General features: G+C 60.6%; 24 protein-coding genes. 15 read left to right on the top strand and 9 right to left on the bottom strand.

Annotation, left to right across the window (positions count from 1 at the left end; translation table 11 throughout):
• Positions 1–158: 158 nt before the first annotated feature.
• A complete protein-coding gene (locus NRB16_RS21540; protein ID WP_257106887.1) occupies positions 159–2,087 on the bottom strand; it encodes a transglycosylase SLT domain-containing protein in 1,929 nt (642 codons plus the stop codon).
• Positions 2,088–2,279: 192 nt separating this feature from the next.
• Between NRB16_RS21540 and NRB16_RS21535 the strand changes: the two genes are divergently transcribed.
• Positions 2,280–4,202, top strand: coding sequence for an ATP-binding cassette domain-containing protein (locus tag NRB16_RS21535; RefSeq protein WP_045493323.1), 1,923 nt, complete (start codon positions 2,280–2,282; stop codon positions 4,200–4,202).
• A gap of 62 nt (positions 4,203–4,264) precedes the next feature.
• Here NRB16_RS21535 and NRB16_RS21530 read toward each other — a convergent pair whose 3' ends face one another.
• Complete coding sequence (locus NRB16_RS21530; protein WP_045493321.1) at positions 4,265–4,705, bottom strand: universal stress protein; 441 nt, start codon at positions 4,703–4,705, stop codon at positions 4,265–4,267.
• Positions 4,706–4,830: 125 nt separating this feature from the next.
• Here NRB16_RS21530 and NRB16_RS21525 point away from each other — a divergent pair, with 125 nt between their 5' ends.
• The 7 genes from NRB16_RS21525 to NRB16_RS21495 all read left to right on the top strand — a co-directional run bounded on the left by NRB16_RS21525 (position 4,831) and on the right by NRB16_RS21495 (position 13,154).
• Positions 4,831–5,274: a hypothetical protein gene (locus NRB16_RS21525; protein ID WP_045493318.1), complete on the top strand. Its 444-nt coding sequence runs from the start codon at positions 4,831–4,833 to the stop codon at positions 5,272–5,274.
• Positions 5,275–5,830: 556 nt separating this feature from the next.
• Complete coding sequence (gene fadB, locus NRB16_RS21520; RefSeq protein ID WP_257106886.1) at positions 5,831–7,996, top strand: fatty acid oxidation complex subunit alpha FadB; 2,166 nt, start codon at positions 5,831–5,833, stop codon at positions 7,994–7,996.
• A 6-nt stretch (positions 7,997–8,002) separates the two neighbouring features.
• The gene (gene fadA / locus NRB16_RS21515) at positions 8,003–9,178 is read left to right on the top strand and encodes an acetyl-CoA C-acyltransferase FadA (RefSeq protein WP_257106885.1); all 1,176 of its coding nucleotides are present in this window, start codon (positions 8,003–8,005) and stop codon (positions 9,176–9,178) included.
• 100 nt (positions 9,179–9,278) lie between these two features.
• Positions 9,279–9,515 carry a DUF1653 domain-containing protein gene (locus tag NRB16_RS21510; protein ID WP_045493310.1) on the top strand — a complete coding sequence of 79 codons (237 nt, stop codon included), beginning with the start codon at positions 9,279–9,281 and terminating at the stop codon, positions 9,513–9,515.
• A 115-nt stretch (positions 9,516–9,630) separates the two neighbouring features.
• Positions 9,631–12,243 (top strand): type I DNA topoisomerase, encoded by a 2,613-nt coding sequence (topA, locus tag NRB16_RS21505; protein WP_253141399.1) that lies wholly within the window; start codon positions 9,631–9,633, stop codon positions 12,241–12,243.
• Between the two features lie 79 nt (positions 12,244–12,322).
• Positions 12,323–12,850 carry a DUF6586 family protein gene (locus tag NRB16_RS21500; protein WP_253141395.1) on the top strand — a complete coding sequence of 176 codons (528 nt, stop codon included), beginning with the start codon at positions 12,323–12,325 and terminating at the stop codon, positions 12,848–12,850.
• A gap of 67 nt (positions 12,851–12,917) precedes the next feature.
• Positions 12,918–13,154, top strand: coding sequence for a hypothetical protein (locus tag NRB16_RS21495; protein WP_045493302.1), 237 nt, complete (start codon positions 12,918–12,920; stop codon positions 13,152–13,154).
• A 14-nt stretch (positions 13,155–13,168) separates the two neighbouring features.
• Here NRB16_RS21495 and sulA read toward each other — a convergent pair whose 3' ends face one another.
• Positions 13,169–13,639: an SOS-induced cell division inhibitor SulA gene (gene sulA / locus NRB16_RS21490; RefSeq protein ID WP_045493299.1), complete on the bottom strand. Its 471-nt coding sequence runs from the start codon at positions 13,637–13,639 to the stop codon at positions 13,169–13,171.
• A gap of 11 nt (positions 13,640–13,650) precedes the next feature.
• Positions 13,651–14,262, bottom strand: coding sequence for a transcriptional repressor LexA (gene lexA, locus NRB16_RS21485; protein ID WP_045493296.1), 612 nt, complete (start codon positions 14,260–14,262; stop codon positions 13,651–13,653).
• Between the two features lie 229 nt (positions 14,263–14,491).
• Here lexA and NRB16_RS21480 point away from each other — a divergent pair, with 229 nt between their 5' ends.
• On the top strand, positions 14,492–15,211 hold the full coding sequence (locus NRB16_RS21480) for a TetR/AcrR family transcriptional regulator (protein WP_045493293.1): 720 nt from the start codon (positions 14,492–14,494) through the stop codon (positions 15,209–15,211).
• An 83-nt stretch (positions 15,212–15,294) separates the two neighbouring features.
• Positions 15,295–16,290 (top strand): beta-N-acetylhexosaminidase, encoded by a 996-nt coding sequence (gene nagZ / locus NRB16_RS21475; protein ID WP_173426727.1) that lies wholly within the window; start codon positions 15,295–15,297, stop codon positions 16,288–16,290.
• 87 nt (positions 16,291–16,377) lie between these two features.
• On the opposite strand, the gene pssA is transcribed toward nagZ, so the two are convergent.
• Both pssA and NRB16_RS21465 read right to left on the bottom strand, forming a co-directional pair.
• Entirely contained in the window at positions 16,378–17,721 is a 1,344-nt protein-coding gene (gene pssA / locus NRB16_RS21470; protein WP_257106884.1) for a CDP-diacylglycerol--serine O-phosphatidyltransferase, read from the bottom strand.
• 152 nt (positions 17,722–17,873) lie between these two features.
• Positions 17,874–18,950, bottom strand: a complete 1,077-nt coding sequence (locus NRB16_RS21465; protein WP_257106913.1) for a glycerophosphodiester phosphodiesterase — start codon at positions 18,948–18,950, stop codon at positions 17,874–17,876.
• Positions 18,951–19,176: 226 nt separating this feature from the next.
• Between NRB16_RS21465 and NRB16_RS21460 the strand changes: the two genes are divergently transcribed.
• Both NRB16_RS21460 and NRB16_RS21455 read left to right on the top strand, forming a co-directional pair.
• Positions 19,177–20,439, top strand: a complete 1,263-nt coding sequence (locus NRB16_RS21460) for a diguanylate cyclase domain-containing protein (RefSeq protein WP_257106883.1) — start codon at positions 19,177–19,179, stop codon at positions 20,437–20,439.
• 72 nt (positions 20,440–20,511) lie between these two features.
• Positions 20,512–21,447, top strand: a complete 936-nt coding sequence (locus NRB16_RS21455; RefSeq protein ID WP_253141376.1) for a 2-hydroxyacid dehydrogenase — start codon at positions 20,512–20,514, stop codon at positions 21,445–21,447.
• A gap of 50 nt (positions 21,448–21,497) precedes the next feature.
• Here NRB16_RS21455 and NRB16_RS21450 read toward each other — a convergent pair whose 3' ends face one another.
• The 3 genes from NRB16_RS21450 to NRB16_RS21440 all read right to left on the bottom strand — a co-directional run bounded on the left by NRB16_RS21450 (position 21,498) and on the right by NRB16_RS21440 (position 24,356).
• Positions 21,498–22,919, bottom strand: a complete 1,422-nt coding sequence (locus NRB16_RS21450) for a short-chain fatty acid transporter (protein ID WP_253117935.1) — start codon at positions 22,917–22,919, stop codon at positions 21,498–21,500.
• A 66-nt stretch (positions 22,920–22,985) separates the two neighbouring features.
• Complete coding sequence (locus tag NRB16_RS21445) at positions 22,986–23,642, bottom strand: CoA transferase subunit B (RefSeq protein ID WP_253117936.1); 657 nt, start codon at positions 23,640–23,642, stop codon at positions 22,986–22,988.
• 15 nt (positions 23,643–23,657) lie between these two features.
• Positions 23,658–24,356: a CoA transferase subunit A gene (locus NRB16_RS21440; protein ID WP_257106882.1), complete on the bottom strand. Its 699-nt coding sequence runs from the start codon at positions 24,354–24,356 to the stop codon at positions 23,658–23,660.
• Between the two features lie 150 nt (positions 24,357–24,506).
• On the opposite strand from NRB16_RS21440, the gene NRB16_RS21435 reads away from it, so the two are divergent.
• The 3 genes from NRB16_RS21435 to NRB16_RS21425 all read left to right on the top strand — a co-directional run bounded on the left by NRB16_RS21435 (position 24,507) and on the right by NRB16_RS21425 (position 26,501).
• Positions 24,507–25,397, top strand: a complete 891-nt coding sequence (locus NRB16_RS21435; protein WP_257106881.1) for a LysR family transcriptional regulator — start codon at positions 24,507–24,509, stop codon at positions 25,395–25,397.
• Positions 25,398–25,484: 87 nt separating this feature from the next.
• Positions 25,485–25,760: a hypothetical protein gene (locus tag NRB16_RS21430; RefSeq protein ID WP_253141374.1), complete on the top strand. Its 276-nt coding sequence runs from the start codon at positions 25,485–25,487 to the stop codon at positions 25,758–25,760.
• Between the two features lie 138 nt (positions 25,761–25,898).
• On the top strand, positions 25,899–26,501 hold the full coding sequence (locus NRB16_RS21425; RefSeq protein WP_045493264.1) for a LysE family translocator: 603 nt from the start codon (positions 25,899–25,901) through the stop codon (positions 26,499–26,501).
• Positions 26,502–26,749 lie beyond the last annotated feature (248 nt).

Here is a 26,749-nt window from a genome sequence, read left to right as displayed (position 1 = left end):
GGGACCGCCGCTTTCATCACACAAATTACAACCAATTGATTTTTAATGGTTATCTTGTAGCAGCGGCCGGGCGGTGATCCGCTTTGGCCGCGAAAGGCTTCGCAGCTAAAGCGGCTCCTGCGAGGTGCCGTGTTTGCAGCACGACAGCCCGGCCGGTCCTACAGATCGTCAAAGAACCGCTCGTGCCAGTCCACCAGCGGCTGTGGGTTATTCAGCTTCTGGCCGTAGATCACCGAGTACGACAACACGTTCTGCACATACTGGCGCGTCTCGTCGAACGGGATGCTTTCCACCCAGACATCGAATGCCAGGTGGTTGGCACCCTTGAGCCACTGACGCACCCGTCCTGGACCTGCGTTGTAGGCCGCCGACGCCAATACCCGGTTGCCGTTGAACTGCCCGTGCACCTGGCTCAGAAACGCCGCGCCCAGCTGAATATTGGTATCGGGGTTGAACACCTGTTGCGGTGAGGCCAGCGGAATATTGAAGCGTTTTGCGGTCTCTTTGGCCGTGGCCGGCATCAACTGCATCAGGCCACTGGCGCCCACGCCGGAACGGGCGTCGTCCATGAACGCACTTTCCTGACGGGTGATAGCAAATACCCAGCTCGAATGCAGGCCCCGTACTTTGGCTTCGCGCACCAGCGTGTCGCGATAAGCCATCGGGAAGCGGATATCCAGATCATCCCAATACTTGGCCTGGCTGATGGTGCGGATTGCCGGGAAGTACCATTTCAGGTCATAGGCCAGTTTGGCCTGGGCAACCATTTCGTCGCGGTTGAAGTGCCGGCTGACGTGGTACCACTCGCGACGGCCATCGACGATCTCGCCGCGATTGTGAAATTCCAGCGCACGGCGAATGCCGGGGGTGTTGCGCACCTTGTTGATCGTGGCCTGGCTAAGAACCAGCGGTTTGTTGTTCAACTGGTACGGGCTCTGGGTGCGGTCGGCGGCCAGAAAACCATAGAAGTCCCGTTCTTGCGCGACTTGTTTGTACAAGGCCGGAATTTGCGGGTTGCCCGGTTGCGCCAGCTCTAGCGCACGCGCTTCCCAGTAGCGCCAGCGGTTGGTGTCGGCCAGGTCGGCCGGCAGGCGGCGTGCCAGGTCATAAGCTTCTTGCCAGCGCCCCAGGCGCAACAGCAGGCGCATGCGCCATTCGCTGACGGTGTCATCGTGCAGGTCAGGGTCGTAGCGGCTCATGATCTCCAGTGCCCGGTCGTCATAACGACGCGCCAGGGTCAGGCCAATCTCCTTGGCGATCTCGACCTTTTCTTCTTTGGAGAAGTGCATTGTGGTGGCGTAGCTGTCGAGCATCGCCAGGGTTTTCGGCGGATCCTGGCGGGCCAGGCGCCGCAGACCGAGACCGACCACATCCGACATGGCTTCGTCCACCGGCCTGAACTGCGCCGGGTTGTCGAGCATTTCCGGTTTCTGCGCCACCGCCAGCAACAGCTTGCCCTGCGGTGCCAGCGAATTGAGGCTGTTGACCAGTGTGGTTGCCAGGCTGTAGTTGCGTGCCTGGGCGGCCAGCTTGGCGCGCTGCCAACGCTTCTGCTCGGTCAATTGCCCGGCAGCGGCCCACTGGGCGAACAGCGTATCGCACGAGCCTGGCAGGCTCTTGCTGGTCATCCACAGTTTTTCTGCGCTGGCGTAGGCTTCGGCGCGCTGACCGTTGTTGATCTGGTACTGGCCGTACAGGCAGTCCAGCTCGGTGAAATTCATCTTTTCATCGTAATACTTGACGAAGGTCTGCCAGTCACCGCGCTCGGCCAGCCAGCGCAGCCAGCGCAATTTCATCCAGTTGGCCTGGGGCAGGTCGCCGTGCTCGGCGAGAAACTTTTCTATTTCGGCGTTGCTGGCGCTCTTCAGACGGGCGGTCAGTTCGTCGTATTCCAGATACGGTTGCAACGGGTAGTCGGCCAGCGCTGCGGCAGAGCGCATGTAGGGGCCGGTGTCGCCTTTGGCCAGGGCTCTCTTGGCCTCGTCATAGAGTTTGCGCTGTTGGGTGATATCCGCTGCCTGGACCTGCATGGCGGCGGTTGCGGAAAGAAGCAGACAGGATACTAGGCTGAACAAACGACCGCGCATGGGACTTCCGGGCTGTTGAGTCGTGAAAAGTGCCGTTACTTTAGCCTTTTGCCTGCTTGAGTTGAAAGTGGCGCGACTGCCTGTGACGTGTCCAAAAATAATTACCGGGGGTGCAAGCGAGTCATTTCGTCCTGCTGCCGACAGCGGGACTCTATCTCGGGTAGAATGCGCGCCCGGTTTTTGGAGAAGCTCATGACCCTGCTCAAATTCAGCGAAGTGTCCCTTGCATTCGGCGCCATGCCGTTGCTGGACAAGGTCTCCTGGCAGATCGCCCGCGGTGAGCGGGTGTGCATCATCGGCCGCAATGGCACAGGCAAATCCAGCATGCTCAAGCTGGTCAAGGGCGTTCAAAAGCCCGACGACGGCAGTATCTGGCGCGCACCTGGCCTGAAAATTGGCGAGTTGCCTCAGGAGCTGCCGGCGGCTGATGAGCGCACCGTGTTCGATGTGGTCGCCGAAGGCCTGGACGGGGTTGGCTCGCTGCTGGCTGAATATCACCATCTGGCCCAGAACTGCGTCACCGAAGACGACCTGAACAAACTCATGCATGTTCAGCAGGAGCTGGAAGCCCGTGATGGCTGGCGCCTGCAGCAGGTGGTCGACAGCACCCTGAGCCGCCTGCAGTTGCCGGCTGACAAGACCCTGGCCGAGTTGTCCGGTGGCTGGCGCCGTCGGGTGCTGCTGGCCCAGGCGCTGGTCTGCGAGCCTGACCTGCTGTTGCTCGACGAACCGACCAACCACCTGGATATCGGTGCGATTGCCTGGCTCGAAGAGGCACTCAAGGACTTCCAGGGCGCGGTCTTGTTCATCACCCACGACCGGGCCTTCCTGCAGAGCCTGGCGACCCGCATTCTGGAGCTTGATCGCGGCGGGCTGATCGACTGGAACGGCGACTACGCAAGTTTTCTGGTGCACAAGGAAGCGATGCTGGCCGCCGAAGAAACCGCCAATGCGCTGTTCGACAAGCGTCTGGCTCAGGAAGAAGTCTGGATTCGCCAGGGGATCAAGGCGCGGCGCACCCGTAACGAAGGTCGTGTGCGTGCGCTCAAGGCGTTGCGTGTCGAGCGCAGTGAGCGTCGTGAACGGACCGGCAAGGCCAATATTCTGATCGAGTCGGCGGAGAAATCCGGCAAGCAGGTCATCGTGCTGGAAAATGTCAGCTTCGCCCATCCGGGCGGTCCTGAGCTGGTCAAGGACTTCTCTATGGTCCTGCAGCGCGAGGACCGGATTGGCCTGTTGGGTGCCAACGGTACCGGCAAGACCACCCTGCTCAAACTGATGCTGGGCGATCTGCAGGCGACCGGCGGTGACGTGCAGACAGGGACCAAGCTTGAGGTCGCTTACTTTGACCAGTTGCGCCATCAGCTGGATCTGGAAAAGACCGTCATCGACAACATTTCCGAAGGTCGCGACTTTATCGAGATCGACGGCCAGAATCGCCACGTACTGAGTTACCTGGGCGATTTCCTGTTCAGCCCGCAGCGTGCCCGCACGCCGGTCAAGGCGCTGTCCGGTGGTGAGCGGGCGCGGCTGTTGCTGGCCAAGCTGTTCAGCAAGCCGGCCAACCTGCTGGTGCTTGACGAGCCTACCAACGACCTGGACGTTGAAACCCTGGAGTTGCTCGAAGAGGTTCTGTCGAACTACAAAGGTACCGTGTTGATGGTCAGCCACGACCGGGCCTTCCTGGACAACGTGGTCACCAGTACCCTGGTTTTCGAGGGCGGTGGCAAGGTCCGTGAGTACGTCGGTGGCTACCAGGACTGGTTGCGTCAGGGCGGCTCGCCACGTCTGTTGGGAGTGACTGACAGCAAGTCAGGCAAATCGGAACTCAATAGTGCTGTGGTCGCACCCAAGCCAACAGCAAGCGCTGCACCGGTGCAGGCCGCACCAGTGGCGAAGAAAAAGCTCGGCTACAAGGAGCAGCGCGAACTGGAGGCCTTGCCTGGCCGGATCGACGAAACTGAAACCCGCTTGGCGGCGTTGAACGAGCAAATCACCCAGCCGGCGTTCTATCAGCGGCCGTCTACCGAGGTTACGGCGGTACTGGCCCAGGTCGAGACGGTCCAGGCTGAGCTGGATGCGCTGTTGGAGCGCTGGGCTGAACTGGACGACTGACAGACGGGCAGGGCGCGCCACAGGGCGCGCACCTGCCAGACTGCGTCAGGCGCGTTGCAGTATCAGTCCTGCTTGTTCAGGCGTACTGCAAGCACATCACAAGGCGCACCGTGCAGCACGTCATTGGCTGTAGAACCCAGCAACAGGGCCAGGCCGTGGCGGCCGTGGCTGCCAACGACGATCAGGTCGCAGCCGTGCTCCTTGGCCAGTTTGTGGATTTCCTGGCGTGGCTGGCCATAGGTCAGGTGGCTTTTGCCGACCAGAACTTCCGGGTATTTCTGTTTGATAAGGTCCAGCTTCGCCTGGGCCTGGTCAAATTGCTGCTGCTGCAACTGGGACAGGTCCATCGGCACGTCGCCACCAAAGGCCATGGCCATGGGTTCGACGATATGCACGAAAGATAACGTGGCACCGCTGGCCTGGGCCAGCAGGCGAGCGCGCTTGATGACCGGGTCGCATTCGTCGGTCAGGTCTATGGCGACCAAAATGTGTTGATACGGCATGAGAGTAACCTCCGGAACAATGCGTTGAAGCCAGTATGGCCTTTTCGCGCCCGTCTGGGCAGGCCTTCTAGCGGCCGTTTTATTAATGATTGTTATCTGGTCTGGATAGCGCGGGGGCAAGAAATATGACGGGCTGGATCATTCTGTCAATCATTTGTGTGATGCTCAGCCCGCTGGTGTGGATGCTGCCATCACGCAGACAGAGCACAAGAATGGCGCTGCGCCTTGAAGCACGGCGCCTGGGGCTGGGTATGCAACTGGCACGGGAAGAGTGGCCGCACTGGTTGCTGCGCGAGCCGCCTGGTTCCTGCGCGCAGTATCACTGCCCGCGCCGGTCGGCAGAATCTGGCCAATGGCAATACTGGCAAACCGAGCCGGGGACGTGGGTCAATCGCTGGCGTGAGCCTTGCGCGGATGAGCGGGTCATGGCTCATTTGCAAGGGTTGCCGGGCGATGTCTACAAGGTCGAGGTGGATGCCCGGATGCTCTCCCTGTACTGGGGTGAGCGTGGCGATGCTCAAGTGTTGCAGCATATTAATGAGGCGATGAAGGCGCTCGCCCGGCTCTGATCGTCGCCCATAAAAAAGCCCGATAGTCATATCGGGCCGGGGGTGGCCAGGCAGGCCGGTAATTCTGTGGGCTGACGGTGCAATGCCGTGGTTGCAGTGCCTCGAACGGTCATCGCTTCAGCGCTGGCTGAACTCTAGCCGCTTTGCTCCGTTTTGTCGCTTTCTTTCCTTACTATTTATTGCTGTGAACCATGACGGTGCACGGGCAAGGGATGAACTTTGACCCATACTTCGTCGCGCCACTCCTCGAACAGGGGAATGCGACTGGCAGCGACTATTCTGTTTTCCAGGCAAGGCTGGCATCTGGCCGAAGCACGGTATTGATGACCGGGGCGGCGAATTGACAATTAACCGGTTTTGCATGAAGGTGTGCGTACCCAAGTCAAACGGGCGTATGAATTGAGCGTTTGGTGTCAGACGGCTCTTACAGAATTCGGACTGCCACGTCGGCGGTGAGCCTGTGATCTGGTGTGTTCATTGACGGCGACGTCGTGGTCTCGTCGGGCTGTAAGGCCCGGTGTGTATTGTTCAGCTTCCATATCGTGGAGATCAGTTGATGATTTACGAAGGTAAAGCCATCACGGTTACGGCTCTTGAAGGTGGCATCGTCGAATTGAATTTCGATCTCAAGGGTGAGTCCGTCAACAAGTTCAATCGCCTTACCCTCGACGAGTTGCGTCAGGTGGTCGATACCCTCAAGGCCGATGCGTCGGTCACCGGGGTGATCGTCACCAGCGGTAAGGATGTCTTCATTGTCGGCGCCGATATCACCGAGTTCGTCGACAATTTCCAGTTGCCCGACGCCGAGCTGATCGCCGGCAACCTGCAGGCCAACCGGATCTTCAGCGACTTTGAAGACCTGGGTGTGCCGACTGTGGCCGCGATCAATGGCATTGCACTGGGCGGTGGCCTGGAAATGTGCCTGGCGGCCGACTACCGAGTCATGGCCAGCGGTGCCAAAGTCGGCCTGCCGGAAGTCAAGCTGGGCATCTACCCCGGGTTTGGCGGCACAGTGCGCCTGCCACGTCTGATCGGTGCCGACAACGCCATCGAATGGATTGCTTCGGGTAAGGAAAACACCGCCGAAGATGCGCTGAAAGTCGGTGCAGTCGATGCCGTGGTCGAGGCCGACAAGCTCCGCGCAGCGGCGCTGGATCTGATCAAGCGCGCGATCAGCGGCGAGTTCGATTACAAGGCCAGGCGCCAGCCCAAGCTCGAAAAGCTCAAGCTCAATGCGATCGAGCAGATGATGGCCTTCGAGACAGCCAAGGGCTTTGTCGCCGGTCAAGCCGGCCCCAACTACCCGGCGCCGGTCGAAGCGATCAAGACCATTCAGAAAGCTGCCAGTTTCGGTCGTGACAAGGCACTTGAAGTCGAGGCCGCAGGCTTCGTCAAAATGGCCAAGACCTCTGCCGCGCAGAGCCTGATTGGCCTGTTCCTTAACGATCAAGAGCTCAAGCGCAAGGCCAAGGCCTATGATGCGCAAGCCCGCGAGGTCAAGCAGGCGGCGGTGCTGGGCGCGGGCATCATGGGAGGCGGCATCGCCTACCAGTCAGCGGTCAAAGGCACGCCGATCCTGATGAAGGACATCCGCGAAGAGGCCATCCAGCTGGGTCTCAACGAAGCGTCCAAGCTGCTTGGTAACCGGGTCGAGAAAGGCCGCCTGACGCCGGCAAAAATGGCCGAAGCGCTCAATGCCATTCGTCCGACCCTGTCTTACGGCGACTTCGGCCACGTCGATCTGGTGGTCGAAGCTGTGGTGGAGAATCCCAAGGTCAAGCAGGCGGTGCTGGCTGAGGTGGAAGAACAGGTTGGCGAAAACACCATCCTGGCGTCGAACACCTCGACCATCTCCATCAACCTGTTGGCCAAGGCGCTCAAACGCCCGGAAAACTTCGTCGGCATGCACTTCTTCAACCCGGTGCACATGATGCCGCTGGTGGAAGTGATCCGTGGCGAGAAGTCCAGCGAACAAGCCGTGGCAACCACCGTTGCCTATGCCAAGAAAATGGGCAAGAACCCGATTGTGGTCAATGACTGCCCGGGCTTTTTGGTCAACCGGGTGCTATTCCCGTATTTTGGCGGTTTTGCCCGGCTGGTCAGTGCCGGTGTCGACTTCGTGCGCATTGACAAGATCATGGAAAAATTCGGCTGGCCGATGGGCCCGGCGTACCTGATGGACGTGGTCGGTATCGACACCGGCCACCATGGTCGCGACGTGATGGCTGAAGGCTTCCCGGATCGGATGAAAGACGACCGCCGCTCGGCTATCGATGTCCTGTATGACGCCAAGCGTCTTGGGCAGAAGAACGGCAAGGGTTTCTATGCGTATGAAACCGACAAGAAGGGCAAGCCGAAGAAGGTCACCGACCCTGAGGTGCTCGACGTGCTCAAGCCGATTGTCTACGAGCAGCGCGAGCTGAGCGATGAGGACATCATCAACTGGATGATGATCCCGCTGTGCCTGGAGACTGTCCGCTGCCTTGAAGACGGTATCGTCGAGACGGCCGCCGAGGCTGACATGGGGCTGATCTACGGCATTGGCTTCCCTCCGTTCCGTGGTGGGGCACTGCGTTACATCGATTCGATTGGCGTAGCTGAATTCGTGGCCCTGGCTGACCGCTATGCCGAACTGGGCGCCCTGTATGAACCGACCGCGAAACTGCGTGAGATGGCCCGTACCGGCCAGCGTTTCTTCGGTCAAGCGCCAGTCAAGGAGTAACAACCCATGAGTCTGAATCCAAGAGATGTGGTGATCGTCGACTTCGCGCGCACACCCATGGGCCGCTCCAAGGGCGGCATGCACCGCAATACCCGCGCCGAGGACATGTCGGCGCACCTGATCAGCAAGCTGCTGGAGCGTAACGGCAAGGTCGATCCTGCAGAAGTCGAAGACGTGATCTGGGGCTGCGTCAACCAGACCCTGGAGCAGGGCTGGAACATCGCCCGCATGGCCTCGCTGCTGACCCAGATTCCGCATACCTCGGCAGCCCAGACGGTCAGCCGTCTGTGCGGCTCGTCGATGAGCGCGCTGCACACGGCCGCCCAGGCAATCATGACCGGCAACGGTGATGTTTTCGTGGTCGGCGGTGTCGAGCACATGGGCCATGTGGGGATGATGCACGGGGTGGACCCTAACCCGCACCTGTCGCTCTATGCTGCCAAGGCTTCGGGGATGATGGGGCTGACTGCCGAGTTGCTGGGCAAGATGCATGGCATCAGCCGCGAGCAGCAGGATGCATTCGCCCTGCGCTCTCACCAACTGGCCCACAAGGCCACTGTGGAGGGGCGTTTCAAGGACGAGATCATTCCGATGCAGGGCTATGACGAAGACGGTTTCCTCAAGGTGTTTGCTCAGGATGAAACCATTCGTCCCGAGACCACTCTGGAAGGCCTGGCAGCCTTGAAGCCAGCCTTCAACCCCAAGGGCGGCACCGTGACCGCCGGTACCAGTTCGCAGATTACTGACGGCGCGTCATGCATGATCGTAATGTCTGCCCAGCGTGCCAAAGACCTGGGGCTGGAGCCGTTGGCGGTGATCCGTTCGATGGCGGTGGCCGGCGTAGACCCCGCGATCATGGGCTACGGACCTGTACCTGCGACGCAGAAGGCGCTCAAGCGTGCCGGCCTGTCGATTGCTGATATCGACTTCTTCGAGCTCAACGAAGCGTTCGCGGCGCAGGCGCTGCCGGTGCTCAAGGACCTGAAAGTGCTCGACAAGATGAACGAGAAGGTTAACCTGCATGGCGGCGCGATTGCTTTGGGTCACCCGTTCGGTTGTTCCGGTGCGCGGATCTCGGGCACCTTGCTCAACGTCATGAAACAAAATGGCGGCCGCTTGGGTGTGGCAACCATGTGTATTGGTCTGGGTCAGGGTATTTCCACCGTCTTTGAGCGGGTCTGATTCATCCTGATTGCATTGGCCGGGGCCTTGTGCCCCGGCTTTTGCGTTTTATCGACGGCATTTTTTTCAAAATATGTAATTTTTTTCCGGGGATTACCGCATGCACTTGCAACCAGGACTTTATCGTCATTACAAAGGGCCGCAGTACCGCGTTTTCAGCGTCGCGCGGCACTCTGAGACCGAAGAGTACGTGGTCTTTTATCAAGCGCTGTACGGGGACTACGGTATGTGGGTAAGACCTCTGACAATGTTTCAGGAAACTGTCGAGGTTGACGGCGAGCGCGTGCCGCGCTTTGCTTTGGTCCAGGCCGAAGAAAGTCTTTTTTCCAGGCCGTGAGGCGCAACGCTACCATTGGCGCGGCTTGACCTCACTCTGTAGCCACTATATATAGCGATGCCTTTACAGGCTCGCGTCTGTCTTTCATTTATCGTATTCAGGAATTTTCTGATCCATGGGCAAATCGCTGGTCATCGTGGAATCCCCGGCTAAGGCCAAGACCATCAACAAGTATTTGGGCAACCAGTACGTGGTGAAGTCGAGTATCGGCCATATCCGTGACCTGCCCACCAGCGGTTCGGCCAGTGCCTCCAAGGAGCCTGCTGCCAAGCGTGGCAAGGCGGTTGCCGGCGAGGCTCCGGCGCTGAGCCCCAAGGAAAAGGCCCGTCGCCAGCTGGTGGCGCGAATGGGCGTTGATCCCGATCAGGGCTGGAAAGCCAAGTACGAGATTCTGCCGGGCAAGGAAAAGGTCATCGAAGAGCTGCGCAAGCTGGCCAAGGATGCCGACACCATTTACCTGGCAACGGACTTGGACCGCGAAGGGGAAGCCATTGCCTGGCACCTGCGCGAGGCCATCGGTGGTGATGATGAGCGCTACAAGCGCGTGGTGTTCAACGAGATCACCAAAAAAGCCATCCAGGAAGCCTTCTCCGAGCCTGGCGAACTGGATATCGCCCGGGTCAATGCCCAGCAGGCGCGTCGCTTTCTCGACCGTGTCGTTGGTTACATGGTTTCGCCGCTGCTCTGGGCCAAGGTTGCTCGCGGCCTGTCGGCCGGTCGGGTCCAGTCGGTAGCGGTAAAACTGGTGGTTGAGCGTGAGCGCGAAATCCGCGCCTTCAACCCGGAAGAGTATTGGGAAGTGCATGCCGACCTGGGCACCGCCAAGGGCGCCAAAGTGCGCTTTGAGGTGGCCCGCGAGAACGGCGAGGCTTTCAAACCGCTTAACGAAGCCCAGGCCATGGCGGCACTGGAGACGCTCAAGGCCTCCAGCTACAGCATTGCCAAGCGCGAAGACAAGCCAACCAGCAGCAAGCCTTCTGCGCCATTCATCACCTCGACCCTGCAGCAGGCTGCCAGCAACCGCCTGGGTTTCGGCGTGAAGAAGACCATGATGATGGCCCAGCGTCTTTACGAAGCGGGCTACATCACCTATATGCGTACCGACTCGACCAACCTGTCGGCCGATGCGGTGAGCATGGCGCGCAGCTACATCGAGAGCGAGTTCGGCAAGAAATACCTGCCTGATGCGCCGAATGTCTACAGCAGCAAGGAAGGCGCCCAGGAGGCGCACGAAGCGATCCGTCCTTCGGACGTCAACACCCACCCCAGCAAGCTGTCGGGCATGGAGCGTGACGCCGAGCGCCTGTATGAGCTGATCTGGCGCCAGTTCGTGGCCTGCCAGATGCCACCGGCGCAATACCTGTCGACCACTGTCAGCGTGACTGCCGGTAGCTTCGAGCTGCGGGCCAAGGGGCGTATTCTCAAGTTCGACGGTTACACCAAGGTCTTGCCGCAGATCGCCAAGCCGGGTGACGACGGTGTGCTGCCTGACATGGGTGAGGGCGAGAAGCTCGACTTGCTGGGTATCGACCCCAGCCAGCACTTTACCAAGCCGCCAGCACGCTTCTCTGAAGCCAGCCTGGTCAAGGAGATGGAAAAGCGCGGTATCGGTCGTCCATCGACTTATGCGGCGATCATCTCGACCATTCAGGATCGCGGCTATGTGACCCTGCACAACCGGCGTTTCTATTCCGAAAAGATGGGCGATATCGTCACCGAGCGCCTGAGCGAAAGCTTTTCCAATCTGATGGACTACGGCTTTACCGCCGGTATGGAAGAGAATCTCGACGACGTTGCCCAGGGTGAGCGGGACTGGAAAAACGTGCTGGACGAGTTCTACGAGGACTTCCAGACCAAGCTGAAAGTCGCCGAGGCGCCTGAGGGCGGCATGCGTGCCAACCAGCCGGTGATGACTGATATCCCTTGCAAGACTTGTGGCCGCCCGATGCAGATCCGCACTGCGTCCACCGGCGTGTTTCTTGGCTGTTCGGGCTACAGCCTGCCGCCTAAGGAACGCTGCAAGGCAACCGTCAACCTGACGCCGGGCGACGAGATTGCCGATGACGATGAGGGTGAATCGGAGTCGCGGGTACTGCGCGGCAAGCACCGTTGCCCGATCTGCAGCACGGCGATGGATGCCTACCTGCTCGATGAAAAGCACAAGTTGCACATTTGCGGTAACAACCCAGATTGCACCGGCTATGAAATCGAAGAGGGCACTTACCGGATCAAGGGCTACGAAGGCCCGAGCCTGGAATGCGACAAGTGCGGCAGTGAAATGCAGCTCAAGACCGGTCGCTTCGGCAAGTTTTTCGGTTGCACCAACGCCGAGTGCAAGAACACCCGCAAGCTGCTCAAGAGCGGCGAGGCGGCGCCGCCGAAGATGGACCCGGTGAAGATGCCGGAGCTCAAGTGCGAGAAGGTCGACGACACCTACATCTTGCGCGACGGTGCTTCAGGTCTGTTCCTGGCTGCCAGCCAGTTCCCGAAAAATCGCGAAACCCGTGCGCCATTGGTGCTGGAACTGGTGCCGCATAAACAGGAAATCGATCCGAAGTATCATTTCCTGTGTGATGCGCCGGTCAAGGACCCTGATGGCCGCCCGGCGGTTGTGCGCTACAGCCGCAAGACCAAGGAGCAGTATGTCCAGACCGAAGTGGACGGCAAGCCGACTGGCTGGCGCGCGTTCCACGATGGCAACGCCTGGAAGGTCGAAGACAAGCGTTGATTGAAATCCCCTTGCCAGCCAGGCAAGGGGTTTTTTGCTTTGATCGGTTTTTCGCCAACGCTGCAAGGGAGGTTTTGACATGGCCCAAGAACTTTACACCCGCACCAATCAGAAGATTTTCTTCGCCGGCCTGGCTCTGGAAACCCTGGGCAAGGCTGAGCAAGGCCAGGCCATGAATGCCCAGGCGCAGATCCAGGCTGGCCGTGAAACTGTGTTGTTTCATCTGTACGGCGCTTTGCTGGGCCTGTGTCACGAGATCGCCGGTTACTACCGCCTGCCGCAAGCCGGGGCACCACGCGCCGAACTGTTGCTGGCGCCTGAGGTGCTGGAAAGCGTTGCCATCCCTGAGCTGGGCGAGTTGATCGAGCTGGCGCAGAACCGGCATACCTGGCTGGGTCAATTGTTGGCGGCCTATGCAGCGTTGTTCGAGCCGCCACGTGCGCCGGTCAAGCCCAAGGGCGATGTCACCCAGCCGATCATCCAGGCAGTGAATCTGGATGATGAGCCAGAGCCGGAGCAGGGCTTGACCCGTGACGAGCTGGAAAGCTGGCGGCAATCGATCAAGTCACTGGCGGTGCGTTTTCGCCAGGGGATGAACGAGTTCTGATACAAGCTTGATGTACGCATCAGTGCAGGCTGTTACACTGCCCGCCTTTCGCGGAGTATTTGTACTGATGCCTACCTCTTTTCTTGAAATTGTCGAGCTTCCTGACGGCCGTATCGAGCTGCGTCGTGCCGAGGATGAGGGCTCGCTGGTCACTCTGAATTTTTCGGAGGACGCCAAGGTGTTTCTGCAAGGTCAGCACGTTGAAGTCGCCAAAGCCATGTTGAGCGTCGGCGTGCAGATGGCCGGCCGTCTGGCCGAAGGTGTGCTGGAAAAAGAAGAAGACGGACCCCGGGTTCTGCATTGAGGCCCGTCGGGCGATCAGCCCAATCGGATATTCAGGCTTTGCGCTTCACCGATACGGGCCGCAGCCGTCAGCTGTTGCCGTGCAGCTGCGCTGAGGGGATTGAGCCAGCTCACCACTGTGTGACTGCGCCCCAGCCGTAATGCCTCGCGAGCAAGTGCCAGAGCGGTTTGTGTGCCGCGGGGCTGCAGAATCAGGATTCTCTCCCGGTTCAGGCCCGCCTCACGTAGCCATGCCTGGGTCAGGCTGGCAGGCGGAGCGATCAGGCTGAGCCAGCGTGGATCCTGCTCCTCACTCAAATCTCTAAGAATTGGCGCCAGCAGGCTCAGGCAGCTTCCGGCCGCTCCACGCAATGACACTTCGCTGAACACCTGCGGTGCCGTCTCCCGGAATGCCTGGGGCAGCTCCTGCAGGGAAGGGGCGATGGGCTGGGCCAGGAATGCTTCGAACAGTGGTAATTGGGTGTGAGGGGCCGGATGAAACTGCATGGTGTTCTCCCTTAGCGGCGCAGCACGCCGACGCTCAAGCCTTCGATGACCAGTTCCTGCTCCTTGAGATCGACCTCGATAGGCGCGAACTCAGGGTTTTCAGCAATCAGCCAGACCTTGTTGCCTTCGCGTTTGAAGCGCTTGACTGTGACTTCGTCACCGATCCGGGCTACCACGATCTGCCCGTTGCGTGCTTCGCGAGTGGTGTGTACTGCCAGCAGGTCGCCATCGAGGATGCCGACGTCCTTCATGCTCATGCCGTGGACGCGCAACAGGTAGTCGGCGCTTGGATGAAAGAAGGTCGGGTTGATGTTGCATGACTCCTCGATGTGCTGCTGGGCGAGGATCGGTGCGCCGGCGGCAACCCGGCCGATGATCGGCAGGCTGCTGTCGTCGGCCTGGCGGGCTTCGAAACCTGGGATGCGGATGCCTCGCGAGGCGCCCGGCGTCATCTCGATGGCGCCTTTGCGGGCCAGGGCCTTGAGGTGTTCTTCAGCGGCATTCGGTGATTTGAAGCCGAGCTTCTGGGCTATCTCCGCCCGGGTTGGCGGGTAGCCGTTGTCTTCGAGGCAACGTTTGATGAAGTCCAGGATTTCGGCCTGGCGGGGCGTCAGTTTGATCATGTCGTGCGCTCTGTCTTTTTGTACAGTGCCTGGGATTATATACAGTGAAGGCGGCTTGGCAATCATGCTTTTGAATCTTTGTGCCGAACGGCCAGGCGCCTGGCTGGATGGATCGCTCGTCGGCGTGGCTTGAATGCGTGACTGTTCAGCCACAAAATGAACCGCCCGCTTGACAAACCGCCTGCCTGAAACGTATGTTTCAAACGATTGTTTTGTCAGGCAGAGAGCCATGGCCCAGTCGGAAACCGTAGAACGTATTCTTGATGCTGCCGAACAGTTGTTCGCCGAGAAGGGCTTCGCCGAGACGTCCTTGCGCCTGATCACCAGCAAGGCGTCGGTCAACCTCGCAGCGGTCAATTATCATTTCGGCTCCAAAAAAGCCTTGATCCAGGCAGTGTTCTCGCGCTTTCTCGGGCCGTTCTGCGCGAGCCTTGAGCGTGAGCTGGAGCGCCGTCAGGCCCAGCCGGAGCACAAGCCTGACCTTGAGGAACTGCTGGGTATCCTGGTCGAGCAGGCCATGGCGGTGCAGCCGCGCAGCGGTAACGACCTGTCGATCTTCATGCGCCTGCTGGGCCTGGCGTTCAGCCAGAGCCAGGGGCATCTGCGGCGTTACCTTGAAGACATGTACGGCAAGGTGTTTCGCCGGTATATGGTGCTGGTCAATGAGGCCGCGCCATGCATTCCACCGATCGAGCTGTTCTGGCGCGTGCACTTCATGCTCGGTGCTGCGGCATTCAGCATGTCGGGCATCAAGGCGCTGCGGGCCATTTCCGAGAATGACTTCGGCATCAATACCTCGATCGAGCAGGTCATGCGCCTGATGGTGCCGTTTCTGGCGGCCGGCATGCGTGCGCAAACCGGCGTCACTGATCCGCAGATGATCGCCGCCCAGCTCAGGCCGCGCAGCAAGGTCGCTGCGGTAACCAACACCGCCGCGGTCAAGGCCTGAGTACGGCTGCGTTGCACCGGGCTGCAGGATCAAGCACCATGCCGGCTTGATCCAAGGTAATGGTGTTTTCTATGAGTTCTGGCCTGCAAGGCTCCTTGATGGTCGATGTCGCCGGTACCTGGCTGACTGCTGAAGACCGTCATCTACTGCGCCAACCGCAAATCGGTGGCCTGATTGTTTTTGCCCGCAATATCGAGCATCCACGCCAGGTTCGTGAACTGAGTGCGTCGATTCGCGCTGTGCGTCCGGACCTGCTGCTGGCGGTGGATCAGGAAGGCGGACGCGTTCAGCGTCTGCGTCAAGGGTTCGTGCGTCTGCCGGCCATGCGCGCCATTTCTGCCTGTCCGGATGCCGAGGCGCTGGCAGCCCATTGCGGCTGGCTGATGGCGACCGAGGTGCTGGCGGTGGGCCTGGACCTGAGCTTCGCCCCCGTTCTGGACCTGGATCATGAGCGCAGTGCGGTGGTCGGCACCCGCTCGTTCGAAGGAGATCCGGAACGTGCCGCGCAACTGGCAGGTGCCTTCATCCGGGGTATGAATGAAGCCGGTATGGCGGCGACCGGCAAGCATTTTCCGGGGCATGGTTGGGCTGAGGCGGACTCGCACGTCGCGATCCCCAACGATGAACGCAGCCTGGACAGTATCCGTGCCCAGGACCTGGTGCCTTTTGCCCGCCTGAGCCAGAAATTGGCCGCGGTGATGCCTGCCCATGTGATTTATCCGCAGGTCGACAACCAGCCGGCGGGCTTTTCCCGGCGCTGGCTGCAAGACATTCTGCGCGGTGAGCTGGGCTTCGATGGGGTGATTTTCAGTGATGACCTGTCGATGGCTGGCGCCCATGTGGTGGGCGACGCTGCCAGCCGTATCGAAGCCGCGCTGAGCGCCGGTTGTGACATGGGGCTGGTGTGCAACGATCGCGCCAGCGCTGAACTTGCCCTGAGCGCCGCGCAGCGCCTCAAGGTCAAGCCCTCGCCCCGGCTGGCGCGCATGCGTGGCCAGAGCCATGCCAGCACCGACTACCGCAGCCAGCCACGCTGGCTGCAAGCGCTACAGGCGCTGCGTAGCGCAGGGCTGCTGTAGGAGCGGCTTCAGCCGCGATGCTCGGCACCGTTTTTCGCGGCTAAAGCCGCTCTTGCAGAGTGCGTCGAGCAAGTCGTACCGGGTTCTTCAGAGAATCCGGTACAGCAACCGCTCGATCTTCACCCGGCTGACCCGGCGCAGGAACTTGTGCACGCCTTCGGGATACTCGGCCAGGGTCTGCAATTGCTCGAAATTGTCGACCCGCCGGGTATGTTGCATCAGGCTGGCCAGCTCGGCTGCGCGCGGGTCGAGCCATTGCCCCTTAGGGTCATCGATCAGCAGGCCGTTTTCAAGATCCAGATTGAACGCACGTGGGTTGAGGTTGTTGCCGGTCAGCAGGGTATAACGTTGATCGACCCACATGCCCTTGAGGTGGTAGGTGTTGTCGCCATGCTTCCACAGGTGCAGATTCAGCCGCCCCCGGGCGATTGCCGTCTGGTGCTTGCGGGCAAAACGGCGCAGGCTGATTTCGTAAAGATAGGGCAGGGCAGAGATCACCTTGAACGGCTCTTCAGGTGCAATGAAGAAGTCGTTGGCGGTCTTGTCGCCGACGATGATGTCGACCACCACGCCACGCTTGAGTGCGCGGTTGATTTCACGGGTCACAGCGACCGGCAGATTGAAGTACGGCGTGCAGATGGTCAGCTGGCTCTGGCTGCTGGCGATCAGATCGCAGATGGTGCGGTTCAGGCGGTTGCGCGGGCCGACACCCAATAGCGGGATGACGCGCATTTCGCCATTTTCCAGGCTGCCTGCATCGGTGTTGTAGCTGGCGCGTTTGAGCTGGCTGCGCAAGGCGCGGATCTCACCGCGCAGGCTCTTTGAGCTGGGCGGTTGCGGCAGGTCCAGGCGGTGCACTGCCGGCGAGCCGATGATCTCCTGCTGTACCAGCATGACAAAACTGTCTGCCAATGGCGCGTTGTGGATCAGGTGGTAGCGGTCCAGCCGGTACTTGTCCAGCTTGTGCAGATAGACGTTATTGATGCTGGCGCCGGTGTAGAGCACCTCGTCATCGATGACACTGCCCTTGAGGTGCAGTACGCCGAACAGCTCGCGGGTCTGCACCGGTACACCATAGACCGGAACTTCGACGTCGTATTCCAGATGCTGCGCCTGATACCAGGTGCTGTTACCCGGCTGGCGACCGGCACCGATCAGCCCGCGCTGGGCACGGAACCAGTCGACCAGGACCCGCACTTCAAGACCGGGGCGGGCGACCTTGGCCGCATACAGGGCATCGAGGATTTCCTGACCGGCTTCATCCTGTTGCAGATACAGGGCGATGATATAGATGCGCCGGGTAGCCGAGGCGATTTTCTCCAGCAGGCAACGACGATAGTCGGCGGCCGTGGGCAACAGAGTGATTGCCTGGTCTTGCAAGGCGAATCCGCACAGCGCGGCAAGGGTCGAGCGTCTGAAGGGGGACTGCATAAGCCTCTCGTTCGGTTGGCGACGACCTGCGAGCTTACACCAGGCTTGCCATGAAAAGTCGCTGGGTTAAAAAAAGCTGTGTGATGGTTGGGCAAGCCCGTGTCCACCTGCCGATTGCGGCAGGCAGACTACCCGGCCTGCGGGACAGTAACTCAATAGCCGTTGCGTTTGAGTAGGCTATCGACCGTCTCTTTGGCCGGGCGTGCGTAGAACTCCAGCAGTTGCGCCGGGCGATTGGTGAAAAAGCCATCGACGCCGGCAGCGCTGATAGCGTTGAAGTCCACAGCATTGTCCACGGTATAAGGATGAATGATCAGCCCCTTGGCGTGGGTCATGGTGTTCATCCACGGTTTGACCAGATCCATGTAGCTCTGCTCACCGCCGTCGGCCAGCCGGCTCGCAGGGCCGGTGCCGATTGCACCATTGGCCTTTGCCCAGTCGATCCAGGCGGCAAACTCGGCTTCTGATTTGACTTCCTGGCTGGCGTACCAGGCCGCTTTGTCCTTGAACCCCGAGTCTTTGAACGCCACGCTGGATTTTGGCGCGATGGCACCCTGGCCTATCCATAGCAGCAAGACCTTGGGCACCTGAGGCATTTCCTTGTGCAGCAGTTGCAGGCTGGTTTTGTCGAAGGTTTGCAGCACGACCCGGCCGGGCAACTGCGCGACGTTGACCTGACCGGGCGCAGCCGCAGGGCGCTCACGCAGCCAGCCGCGTTTCTCCAGCGCTTGCTTGAGGTCGGCTTCGATGCCGGGAAATTGCTGCGGCTGTTTGGTTTCGATGTACAGGCCGGGCTTGTTGGCGCCACCTTCGGCGATGTCGATCACCTCATCCAGAGTCAGGATCTTCAGGCCCGCATAACTGTCCCGCGCCCGCGCCGGGTAGGCCTTGTTGAACCACGAGCCGGCATCCAGTTGCTTGAGCTCAGCCAGGGTAAAGCTGCTTACCGGCTCTTGGGCACGGGCCGGGAACACCTCGGCGATGTTGGTGGTACGTACCAGGCTGTCGTCGTGCAGGGCAAGCAGGACCCCGTCCTTGCTGCGTTGCAGGTCCAGTTCCAGGTAGTCGGCACCCAACTCGCGGGCCAGGATAAAGGCCGGCAGGGTTTCTTCGGGGGCATCGAATGAGGCGCCGCGATGGGCAATCACTGCCGGCCAGGGCAGGCCGGCCTTTTCGCTCAGCGCTTTGCCGGGGGATCCAGAAGCCATGGGGGATGCTGACAGCAGCATGGCACCGGTCAGGGTGGTAACCGTCAGTAACCTGCTCAGCGAAGCAAATGAACTCATGCACGCGATTCCTTATCGGTAACTCGCCGTCCGTCACCCTCGCAGGCGGCTGATGGCAAAAAGCCTTTTAGTTGGGCACTATTGGACTGAAACAGGACAATATCGGCTGTCAGTCTGGGCAGCAAATGCGTCGCGGGTATGACCGTCCCACATCTGCGGGTATTTCCCTATGGTAAATATCGCCAACCAGGTACTGGAGGGGTTCGTCGACAGGCTCATGGATGCGATTTGCGTAGTGGACACAGAGGGACGCTATGTCTACATCAGCGCGGCATTCGAGCGGATTTTCGGCTACCACCCTCAGGAACTGATCGGTGCCCAGATGCTTGATCTGGTGCATCCCGATGATCGGGCGCGGACCCTTGAGGCCGCCGCCGACATCATGGCCGGCAATCCCCAGTTACACTTTGAAAATCGCTACCTGCACAAGAGCGGTCATGTCGTGCATGTGATGTGGTCGGCGTGCTGGTCGCCGTCGGACCACCTGCGTATCGCTGTGGCCCGGGATATCACTGAACTCAAGCGCGCCGACAGCCTGCGCGCCACGCTGCTGGAAATTTCCGAGGCGGCCAATGGCAGTACCGACCTTGCCTGCCTGTTCGAGCGGATTCATAAGATCCTCGCAGGTTTGCTCGGCGCTCGCTATCTGTCGATTGTCCTGTGCCAAGGCGAGCCCGCACGCTACTCGCTTGTCTACCCCGACGATGAACCGCATGACGCTGCCCGCGCCCTGGCCACGGAGGTCTTCAGTCGCGGTCGGCCGGTGCTGCGCTGCGACCGGCTCGGCGTACCCCTGCAAACCGCCAGCGGAATTATCGGCGCGCTGCTGATCAAGGGCGAGCTCGATGCGCCGCTTTACACCCCGCGTGATCTGGACTTGTTGCAACTGGTGTCCAGCCACGTGGCCACCGCCATCGAGCGTCAGCAGCTCTATGAACGGCTGCATGCGATGGCCCGCTATGACCCGCTCACCCAACTGGCCAACCGCACCTTGCTCAACGAGCGTTTGCAGCATGCGGTGCAGCAGGCAGACCGGCACGGTGACCGGTTGGCGGTGCTGTATCTGGATCTGGACAAGTTCAAACAGGTCAACGACACGCTCGGGCATGCGGCCGGCGACGCCTTGCTGCAGGAAGTCGCCCGGCGCCTGAAAGCCTGTGTCCGGGCCATTGACACCGTTGCGCGGATCGGTGGCGACGAGTTTGTGGTGCTTCTTGAGCGCATTCATGACGATGCTGACGCCGATCAGGTGGCGCAAGTCATTGATCGTGCGCTGAAGGCTCCGGTCCTGCTGGAAGGGCAGAGCTGGCGTATCTCATCAAGCATCGGCATCGCCCGCTACCCTGATGATGCCAGTGATCTGGCGCAGTTGTTTCGGCATGCAGATCAAGCCATGTATGCCGCGAAAAAGCGCAGTCGGCGTCCGGGCTAGCGATCCGTTACTGTGCAGGCAGAGCCTCTCGGGTTACTGTCAGTGTTTTATCTGGACCGAGGACTGATTTCCATGACGACCCTGCTGGTACTGGTCGAAAACCTCAACGACTATCTGCCGATACTTGAAGACAGCGGTTTTCGGTTGATCCGTGCGCAGACCCCCGAGCTGCGTGCCGAGGCGATCGCCCGACATGGCGACGAAATCCAGGCCGTAGTGACCCGTGGGCCGCTGGGGCTGTTTGCCGAAGAAATGGACGCCCTGCCGAACCTGCGGATCATCTGCGTCAGCGGGGCGGGTTATGAAAAGGTCGATGTGGCGGCCGCCCAGGCCCGTGGCATCGTGGTCACCAACGGTGCCGGCGTCAATGCATCGACCGTGGCCGACCATGCCATGGCCCTGCTGTTGGCGGTGATGCGCGACATCCCCCAGGCCGATGCGTCGGTACGTCGTGGCGAGTGGCGCAAGGCGATGCGCCCCTCGCTGGCTGGCAAACGCCTGGGCATCCTTGGCCTGGGCGCAGTGGGCCAGGCCATCGCCCGGCGCGCAGCCGCCTTTGACATGCCCATCGCTTATCACAATCGGCGCGCACGCAGTGATGTGGATTATGTCTGGTATCGCTCGGTGCGCGAGCTGGCCGAGGCCTCCGACGTGTTGGTTCTGGCCACGCCGGGTGGCGCCAATACCCGCCATCTGGTCGATGACGAAGTGCTCCAGGCGCTTGGCCCGCAGGGTTATCTGGTGAATATCGCCAGGGCCAGCGTGGTCGATACCCAGGAACTGCTCGGCGCCTTGCGCGAACAGCGCATCGCCGGCGCTGCGCTGGACGTATTCGATGATGAGCCGAACGTGCCGGATGCGTTCAAGAGCCTCGCCAATGTGGTGCTTACCCCCCACGTGGCGGGCCTGTCGCCAGAGGCTTCGCATGACTCTGTGCAATTGGTACGCGATAACCTGCAGGCGTTCTTTGCCGGCCAGCCGGTGTTGACCCCGGTTTCGGCAGACTGAGGGCAACACCGCATAGCCTGGAGCGTGACGCTTATCGCTTGCAACTGCCCTTAAGGCATGACCGGTGGGGTGTAGCTCAAGGTTGTGCCCAGCGCCCAGAGCAGAAACAGCACAACCGGCGCGTGCACCAGCAACTGCACGAACGAGAAGCCAATCAGCTCCCGGGCCTTGAGACCCAGTACGCCGAGCAGCGGCAGCATGTAGAACGGGTTGATCAGGTTCGGCAATGCCTCGGCGGCGTTGTAGATCTGCACCGCCCAGCCCAGGTGGTACTGCAGTTCATTGGCCACCTGCATCACGTAGGGTGCTTCGATGATCCACTTGCCGCCACCGGAGGGGATGAAGAAGCCCAGCACGGCCGAGTAGACGCCCATCAGCACCGCATAGGTATCGTGGGTGGCGATGCTGGTGAAGAACAGCGAGATATGGTGCGCCAGGGTCTGCGCATCGCTGCCTTTGACGGTGGTCATCAGCGCGGCGATCGAGCCGTACAACGGGAACTGAATCAGCACCCCGGTGGTGGTCGGCACGGCACGCGCCACCGCATCAAGGAAGCTGCGCGGGCGCCAGTGCAGCAGGGCGCCGAGCATGATGAACAGGAAGTTATAGGTGTTCAGGCCCGAGATGGCGGTGATCGCCGGTTTGCTGCTGAACTCGTTGATCAGCCAGCCGACCCCCAGCGCCACCATCACGATGATCAGCAGCGGGCTGTATTCCAGCCACTCGCCAGGACGGGTGCGCGGCGCCAGCGGTGGCAGGTTGAAAGCCGGGTCCACGCCACAGTCCTCGGCACTGCGGGCATTGGCCGGGCCTGGCGCGGTGGCGTAGGCGACGATGATCGACAGCACGATCAGCACCAGCAGGATCACCCCGGACTGCCAGAGGAAGATGGTTTCGGTGAACGGGATGACCCCGGTGATGGCCAGGATCGACGGCGGCAGGCTGCCGGGGTTGGCCTGCAGTTGCGCAGCCGACGACGAGATGCCCAGCGCCCACACTGCGCCCAGGCCCAGATAGGCGGCGGCACCGGCGGCGCGGTAGTCCATTTTCAGATCCTTGCGCCGTGCCAGTGCGCGTACCAGCAGGCCGCCGAACACCAGCGACAGGCCCCAGTTGAGCAAGGAGGCGAGCATCGAGATCAGCGCCACCCAGGCCACCGCACTGCGGCCATTGGACGGCAGGCGTGCCAGGCGGTCGATCAGACGCACCGCCGGTGGCGAGCTGGCGACCACGTAGCCGCTGATCACCACGAACGCCATTTGCAGGGTGAAGGGAATCAGGCTCCAGAAGCCATCGCCAAATGCCTTGGCGGTGTCGGCAGGCTTGGCGCCCATGCCCAGCACCGCAAGCGTGACGATCAGTACGGCCAGGGCGGCGAATACCCAGGCATCGGGAAACCAGCGCTCGGCCCAGGCCGAGCAGCGCAGGGCAAAGCGCGCGGAGCGGCTTTCCTGGAGGGAAGCGGACGACATAGCAATACCTCTTTATTGTTTTTTTGAAGGCACAACGTTCGAGGCCCCTGACGGGGCCTCGATGATTCAGAAACGCATTTCAATCACATCGTCGGGCACGATCAGCCGGCCGGCGGTCTTGGCGACGATTTCCTCGACGCTGATGCCCGGCGCACGTTCGCGCAGGATGAAGGCACCGTTGTCGATCTCCAGATAAGCCAGGTCGGTCAGCACCCGGCGAATGCACCCGGCGCCGGTCAGCGGCAGTTCGCAACGATCCAGCAGTTTCGACTCGCCGTCCTTGGAGGCGTGGGTCATGGTGACGATGATGTTCTCGGCACCGGCGACCAGGTCCATGGCACCGCCCATGCCTTTGATCAGCTTGCCGGGGATCATCCAGGAGGCGATGTTGCCCTGCACATCGACTTCGAATGCGCCCAGCACCGTAAGGTCGACATGCCCGCCGCGAATCATCGCGAACGAGTCGGCGGAGTGGAAAATCGATGCGCCGCGGCGGGCTGTGACGGTCTGTTTGCCGGCATTGATCATGTCGGCGTCGACGGTCTGCTCGGTGGGAAACTCGCCCATGCCCAGCAGGCCGTTTTCCGATTGCAGCATCACGTCAATGCCGTCTGGTACGTAGTTGGCGACCAGGGTCGGGATGCCGATGCCCAGATTGACGTAGTAGCCGTCCTTGAGTTCGCGGGCGACCCGTTGTGCCATTTGTTCGCGGGAAAGTGCCATGGTGCAACTCCTTTCTCAGGCCTTGAGGGTGCGCTTTTCGATGCGTTTCTCGAAGCTGCCGAGGATCAGCCGGTCGACGTAGATACCCGGGGTGTGGATATGCGCCGGGTCGAGCTCGCCGGGCTCGACGATTTCTTCGACCTCCACCACCGTGATTTTTCCGGCGGTGGCCACCAGCGGGTTGAAGTTCTGCGCGGTATGCCGGTAGATCACATTGCCGAAGTGGTCGGCCTTCCAGCCTTTGACCAGGGCAAAATCACCGGTGATGGCTTCTTCAAGAATGTAATCGCGGCCGTTGAACTGGCGGCTCTCCTTGCCTTCGGCCACCGGCGTGCCGAAGCCGGTGGCGGTGTAGAAGGCCGGAATCCCGGCACCGCCGGCACGCAGTTTCTCGGCCAGGGTGCCCTGCGGGGTGAGGTCGACTTCCAGCGCGCCACTGAGTAACTGTTGCTCGAACAGCGCGTTCTCACCGACGTAGGAAGAGATCATTTTGCGGATCTGCCGGTCTTCGAGCAGGATGCCCAGGCCAAACCCGTCGACCCCGCAGTTATTGGACACAACGGTCAGGCCACGGGTGCCCATGCGCTTGATCTGGGCAATCAGGTTTTCCGGTATGCCGCACAGCCCGAAGCCGCCACACAGCACGGTCATGTTGTCGGTCAGCCCTTCGAGGGCTTGCTCGTAGGTCGCCACTCGTTTGTCGAGTCCAGCCATGATGTCGGCCTCTGGTCATTGTTGTTGTCGTTGTCGCTGCAATGAACAGGCTAGTTGCTCTGTCACTGAATCGCGTTGTTGACATCTTCTGTCTTGGCGAATGATTTGTTAATTTTGTTTTTCTGATGGTTTGATAAGAAAGACAAAACAATGAACGTCAAACACCTGCGCGCCTTCGTGGCGGTTGCCGAATGCCTGAGCTTTGCCCAGGCCGGTGAGCGCCTGCACCTGTCACAACCGGCCCTGAGCCTGACGATCAAGGGGCTTGAAGAGTCGCTGGGGGGGCAGTTGCTGATTCGCACCACACGCAGCGTAAACCTCACCCCGGAAGGCGAAACCCTGCTGCCGCTGGCTCGCCAGTTGCTGGCTGACTGGGACAACACCGAAGAATTGCTGCACCAGCGTTTTACCCTGCAAATGGGCAAGGTTTCATTGGCGGCGATGCCTTCGTATGCCGGCAACCGTTTGCCGGGGGCCTTGAAGGTGTTCCGTGAACGTTACCCGCGGGTCAATATCGCGGTGCACGATGTGATCAACGAAGAGGTGCTGGAGATGGTCCGCCAGCGGCGGGTCGAACTGGGCATCGGTTTCGAACCGGAGCCTGGCCACTCACTGCATTTCACGCCGTTCTGCGTAGACCGTTTCGTTGCCGTGGTGCCTGCCGATTCCCCCCTGGCCGGAGGTACCGAGTTGCACTGGAGTGAGTTGCTCAAAGAGGACTTCATCGCCTTGCAAAGACCTTCGGCGGTGCGCCTGCTGCTGGAGCAATCGGTGGCTGCGCAGCATGGACGGCTGGCGGTGGCCTTCGAGAGTCATCAGTTGGCGACAGTGGGACGGATGGTTGCCAGTGGTCTGGGCGTCAGCGCCGTGCCGGCACTGTGTATCGAGCAGATGCACGAACTGGGCGCCTGCTGCATCCCGCTGGTGGGGCCACGCATCGAGCGGCGCATTGGCCTGATGACCTTGGCCGACCAGCAATTGTCGGTGGCGGCCCAGGCCCTGCGTGAGGTGTTGATCGAACAGGCATCAATGCGCCGATAGTCACTATCAGTTGCGGTGATTTCTGCTGGAAGCGGGGCGGGATTAACCTTTGTTCATTCCCGAATCGAACCTTCCAAGGAGGTCACCATGCACCGTTTTACTGCTCTTGCCCTGTTGTTCTCTGTTGCCGTGATCAGCGGCTGCTCGACCCACCATGCCGTCGAGCAACGCCCTTACAGCGCTGAAGAAACCCTGCAACTGGCGCTGGAAGACCTTAATCGTCGCGGCCTGTCGTTCGACGAATATCACGCTCGCAAGGCCCGGTTGCTGGCCAACCCGCAGCTGCAGCAAGTGCGCGAGTTTGACCACAGCGCCGAAGTCAATGTCGACGCGGGTGTCGTCAGCCGGGATCGTCAGGGCTAATGCGACTCTGACAGTTCCACTGATTTTCTGATTTGCGAAAACTGTACCGGTAAAACTTTCTTCTAGCTGTCCGTGTGTTTCCAGACGCCGTCTGGGTAGGGTGAGCGACCTGTCTCACTGGTTTGCACGGATTGCCGTATGTCTTTCGATCTGCTTCTGGCATTTGCCCTGTTTGCGCTGGTCTCCTCGATCACGCCGGGCCCCAATAACATGATGCTGCTGGCCTCGGGGGTGAACTTCGGTTTGCGCCGCACGGTGCCGCATATGTTCGGTATCAGTATCGGCTTCATGGTGTTGGTGCTGGCGGTAGGCCTGGGCCTGGGCAGTGTGTTCCAGAGCTGGCCATGGTTTTATACCTTGCTGCGGTATGTCGGCGGTGCGTATCTGTTGTACCTGGCCTGGAAGATCGCGACGTCCGGGCCGGTGGGTGACAACGGGCCGTCACGCGGCGAGCCCATGACGTTTTTTGCCGCTGCGCTGTTTCAGTGGGTCAACCCCAAGGCCTGGGTGATGGCGGTGGGGGCAATCACGACCTATACGCCGATGCAGGGGTATTTCACCAATGTGTTGGTGATCACGGCGGTGTTTGGTTTGATCAACCTGCCGGGGGTGGGGATCTGGGCGGGGTTTGGCAGCCTGCTGCGCAACGTATTGCGCGACCCGCGTCGGGTGCGGGTGTTCAATGGCGTGATGGCGTTGCTGCTGGTGTTATCGTTGTATCCGCTGGTGGTGCAACACTGATCGTTTGGCGGTTTGGCGGTTTGAGTGGCGTGCATTCGCCGCAGCGGCGTTGGGTTTGAGTCACTTTTCCGCTTTTACAGCGGGTCACTTTTGTCTTGGTGGCAAGTAACCAAAACCGTTTGCTCCTGCCTTGGCCCCGCCCTTTGGCCTATTTGGCGGTCGGCGCGATGGGCGTCTTGCCCAGCGCACCTGCTCCTTATAGAAAGAGCAGCGGCTTCCCTGCCGGCTTTCCCACCAAATCGACACCT

It is taken from the genome of Pseudomonas sp. LJDD11, from assembly GCF_024584215.1.
GTDB lineage: Bacteria > Pseudomonadota > Gammaproteobacteria > Pseudomonadales > Pseudomonadaceae > Aquipseudomonas.
This window is presented reverse-complemented; position numbering and strand designations above follow the sequence as displayed.

Bases quoted from the DNA above. Each gene is read 5' to 3' on its own strand.
- NRB16_RS21535 (WP_045493323.1), top strand. From the start codon at position 2,280: ATGACCCTGCTCAAATTCAGCGAAGTGTCCCTTGCATTCGGCGCCATG.
- NRB16_RS21540 (WP_257106887.1), bottom strand. From the start codon at position 2,087: ATGCGCGGTCGTTTGTTCAGCCTAGTATCCTGTCTGCTTCTTTCCGCA.
- sulA (WP_045493299.1), bottom strand. From the start codon at position 13,639: ATGCAGTTTCATCCGGCCCCTCACACCCAATTACCACTGTTCGAAGCA.
- NRB16_RS21495 (WP_045493302.1), top strand. From the start codon at position 12,918: ATGCCTACCTCTTTTCTTGAAATTGTCGAGCTTCCTGACGGCCGTATC.
- fadA (WP_257106885.1), top strand. From the start codon at position 8,003: ATGAGTCTGAATCCAAGAGATGTGGTGATCGTCGACTTCGCGCGCACA.
- fadB (WP_257106886.1), top strand. From the start codon at position 5,831: ATGATTTACGAAGGTAAAGCCATCACGGTTACGGCTCTTGAAGGTGGC.
- NRB16_RS21510 (WP_045493310.1), top strand. From the start codon at position 9,279: ATGCACTTGCAACCAGGACTTTATCGTCATTACAAAGGGCCGCAGTAC.
- NRB16_RS21430 (WP_253141374.1), top strand. From the start codon at position 25,485: ATGCACCGTTTTACTGCTCTTGCCCTGTTGTTCTCTGTTGCCGTGATC.
- NRB16_RS21465 (WP_257106913.1), bottom strand. From the start codon at position 18,950: ATGCTGCTGTCAGCATCCCCCATGGCTTCTGGATCCCCCGGCAAAGCG.
- NRB16_RS21460 (WP_257106883.1), top strand. From the start codon at position 19,177: ATGGTAAATATCGCCAACCAGGTACTGGAGGGGTTCGTCGACAGGCTC.
- NRB16_RS21450 (WP_253117935.1), bottom strand. From the start codon at position 22,919: ATGTCGTCCGCTTCCCTCCAGGAAAGCCGCTCCGCGCGCTTTGCCCTG.
- lexA (WP_045493296.1), bottom strand. From the start codon at position 14,262: ATGATCAAACTGACGCCCCGCCAGGCCGAAATCCTGGACTTCATCAAA.
- NRB16_RS21525 (WP_045493318.1), top strand. From the start codon at position 4,831: ATGACGGGCTGGATCATTCTGTCAATCATTTGTGTGATGCTCAGCCCG.
- NRB16_RS21425 (WP_045493264.1), top strand. From the start codon at position 25,899: ATGTCTTTCGATCTGCTTCTGGCATTTGCCCTGTTTGCGCTGGTCTCC.
- NRB16_RS21500 (WP_253141395.1), top strand. From the start codon at position 12,323: ATGGCCCAAGAACTTTACACCCGCACCAATCAGAAGATTTTCTTCGCC.
- NRB16_RS21440 (WP_257106882.1), bottom strand. From the start codon at position 24,356: ATGGCTGGACTCGACAAACGAGTGGCGACCTACGAGCAAGCCCTCGAA.
- NRB16_RS21435 (WP_257106881.1), top strand. From the start codon at position 24,507: ATGAACGTCAAACACCTGCGCGCCTTCGTGGCGGTTGCCGAATGCCTG.
- NRB16_RS21455 (WP_253141376.1), top strand. From the start codon at position 20,512: ATGACGACCCTGCTGGTACTGGTCGAAAACCTCAACGACTATCTGCCG.
- topA (WP_253141399.1), top strand. From the start codon at position 9,631: ATGGGCAAATCGCTGGTCATCGTGGAATCCCCGGCTAAGGCCAAGACC.
- NRB16_RS21445 (WP_253117936.1), bottom strand. From the start codon at position 23,642: ATGGCACTTTCCCGCGAACAAATGGCACAACGGGTCGCCCGCGAACTC.
- pssA (WP_257106884.1), bottom strand. From the start codon at position 17,721: ATGCAGTCCCCCTTCAGACGCTCGACCCTTGCCGCGCTGTGCGGATTC.
- NRB16_RS21480 (WP_045493293.1), top strand. From the start codon at position 14,492: ATGGCCCAGTCGGAAACCGTAGAACGTATTCTTGATGCTGCCGAACAG.
- NRB16_RS21530 (WP_045493321.1), bottom strand. From the start codon at position 4,705: ATGCCGTATCAACACATTTTGGTCGCCATAGACCTGACCGACGAATGC.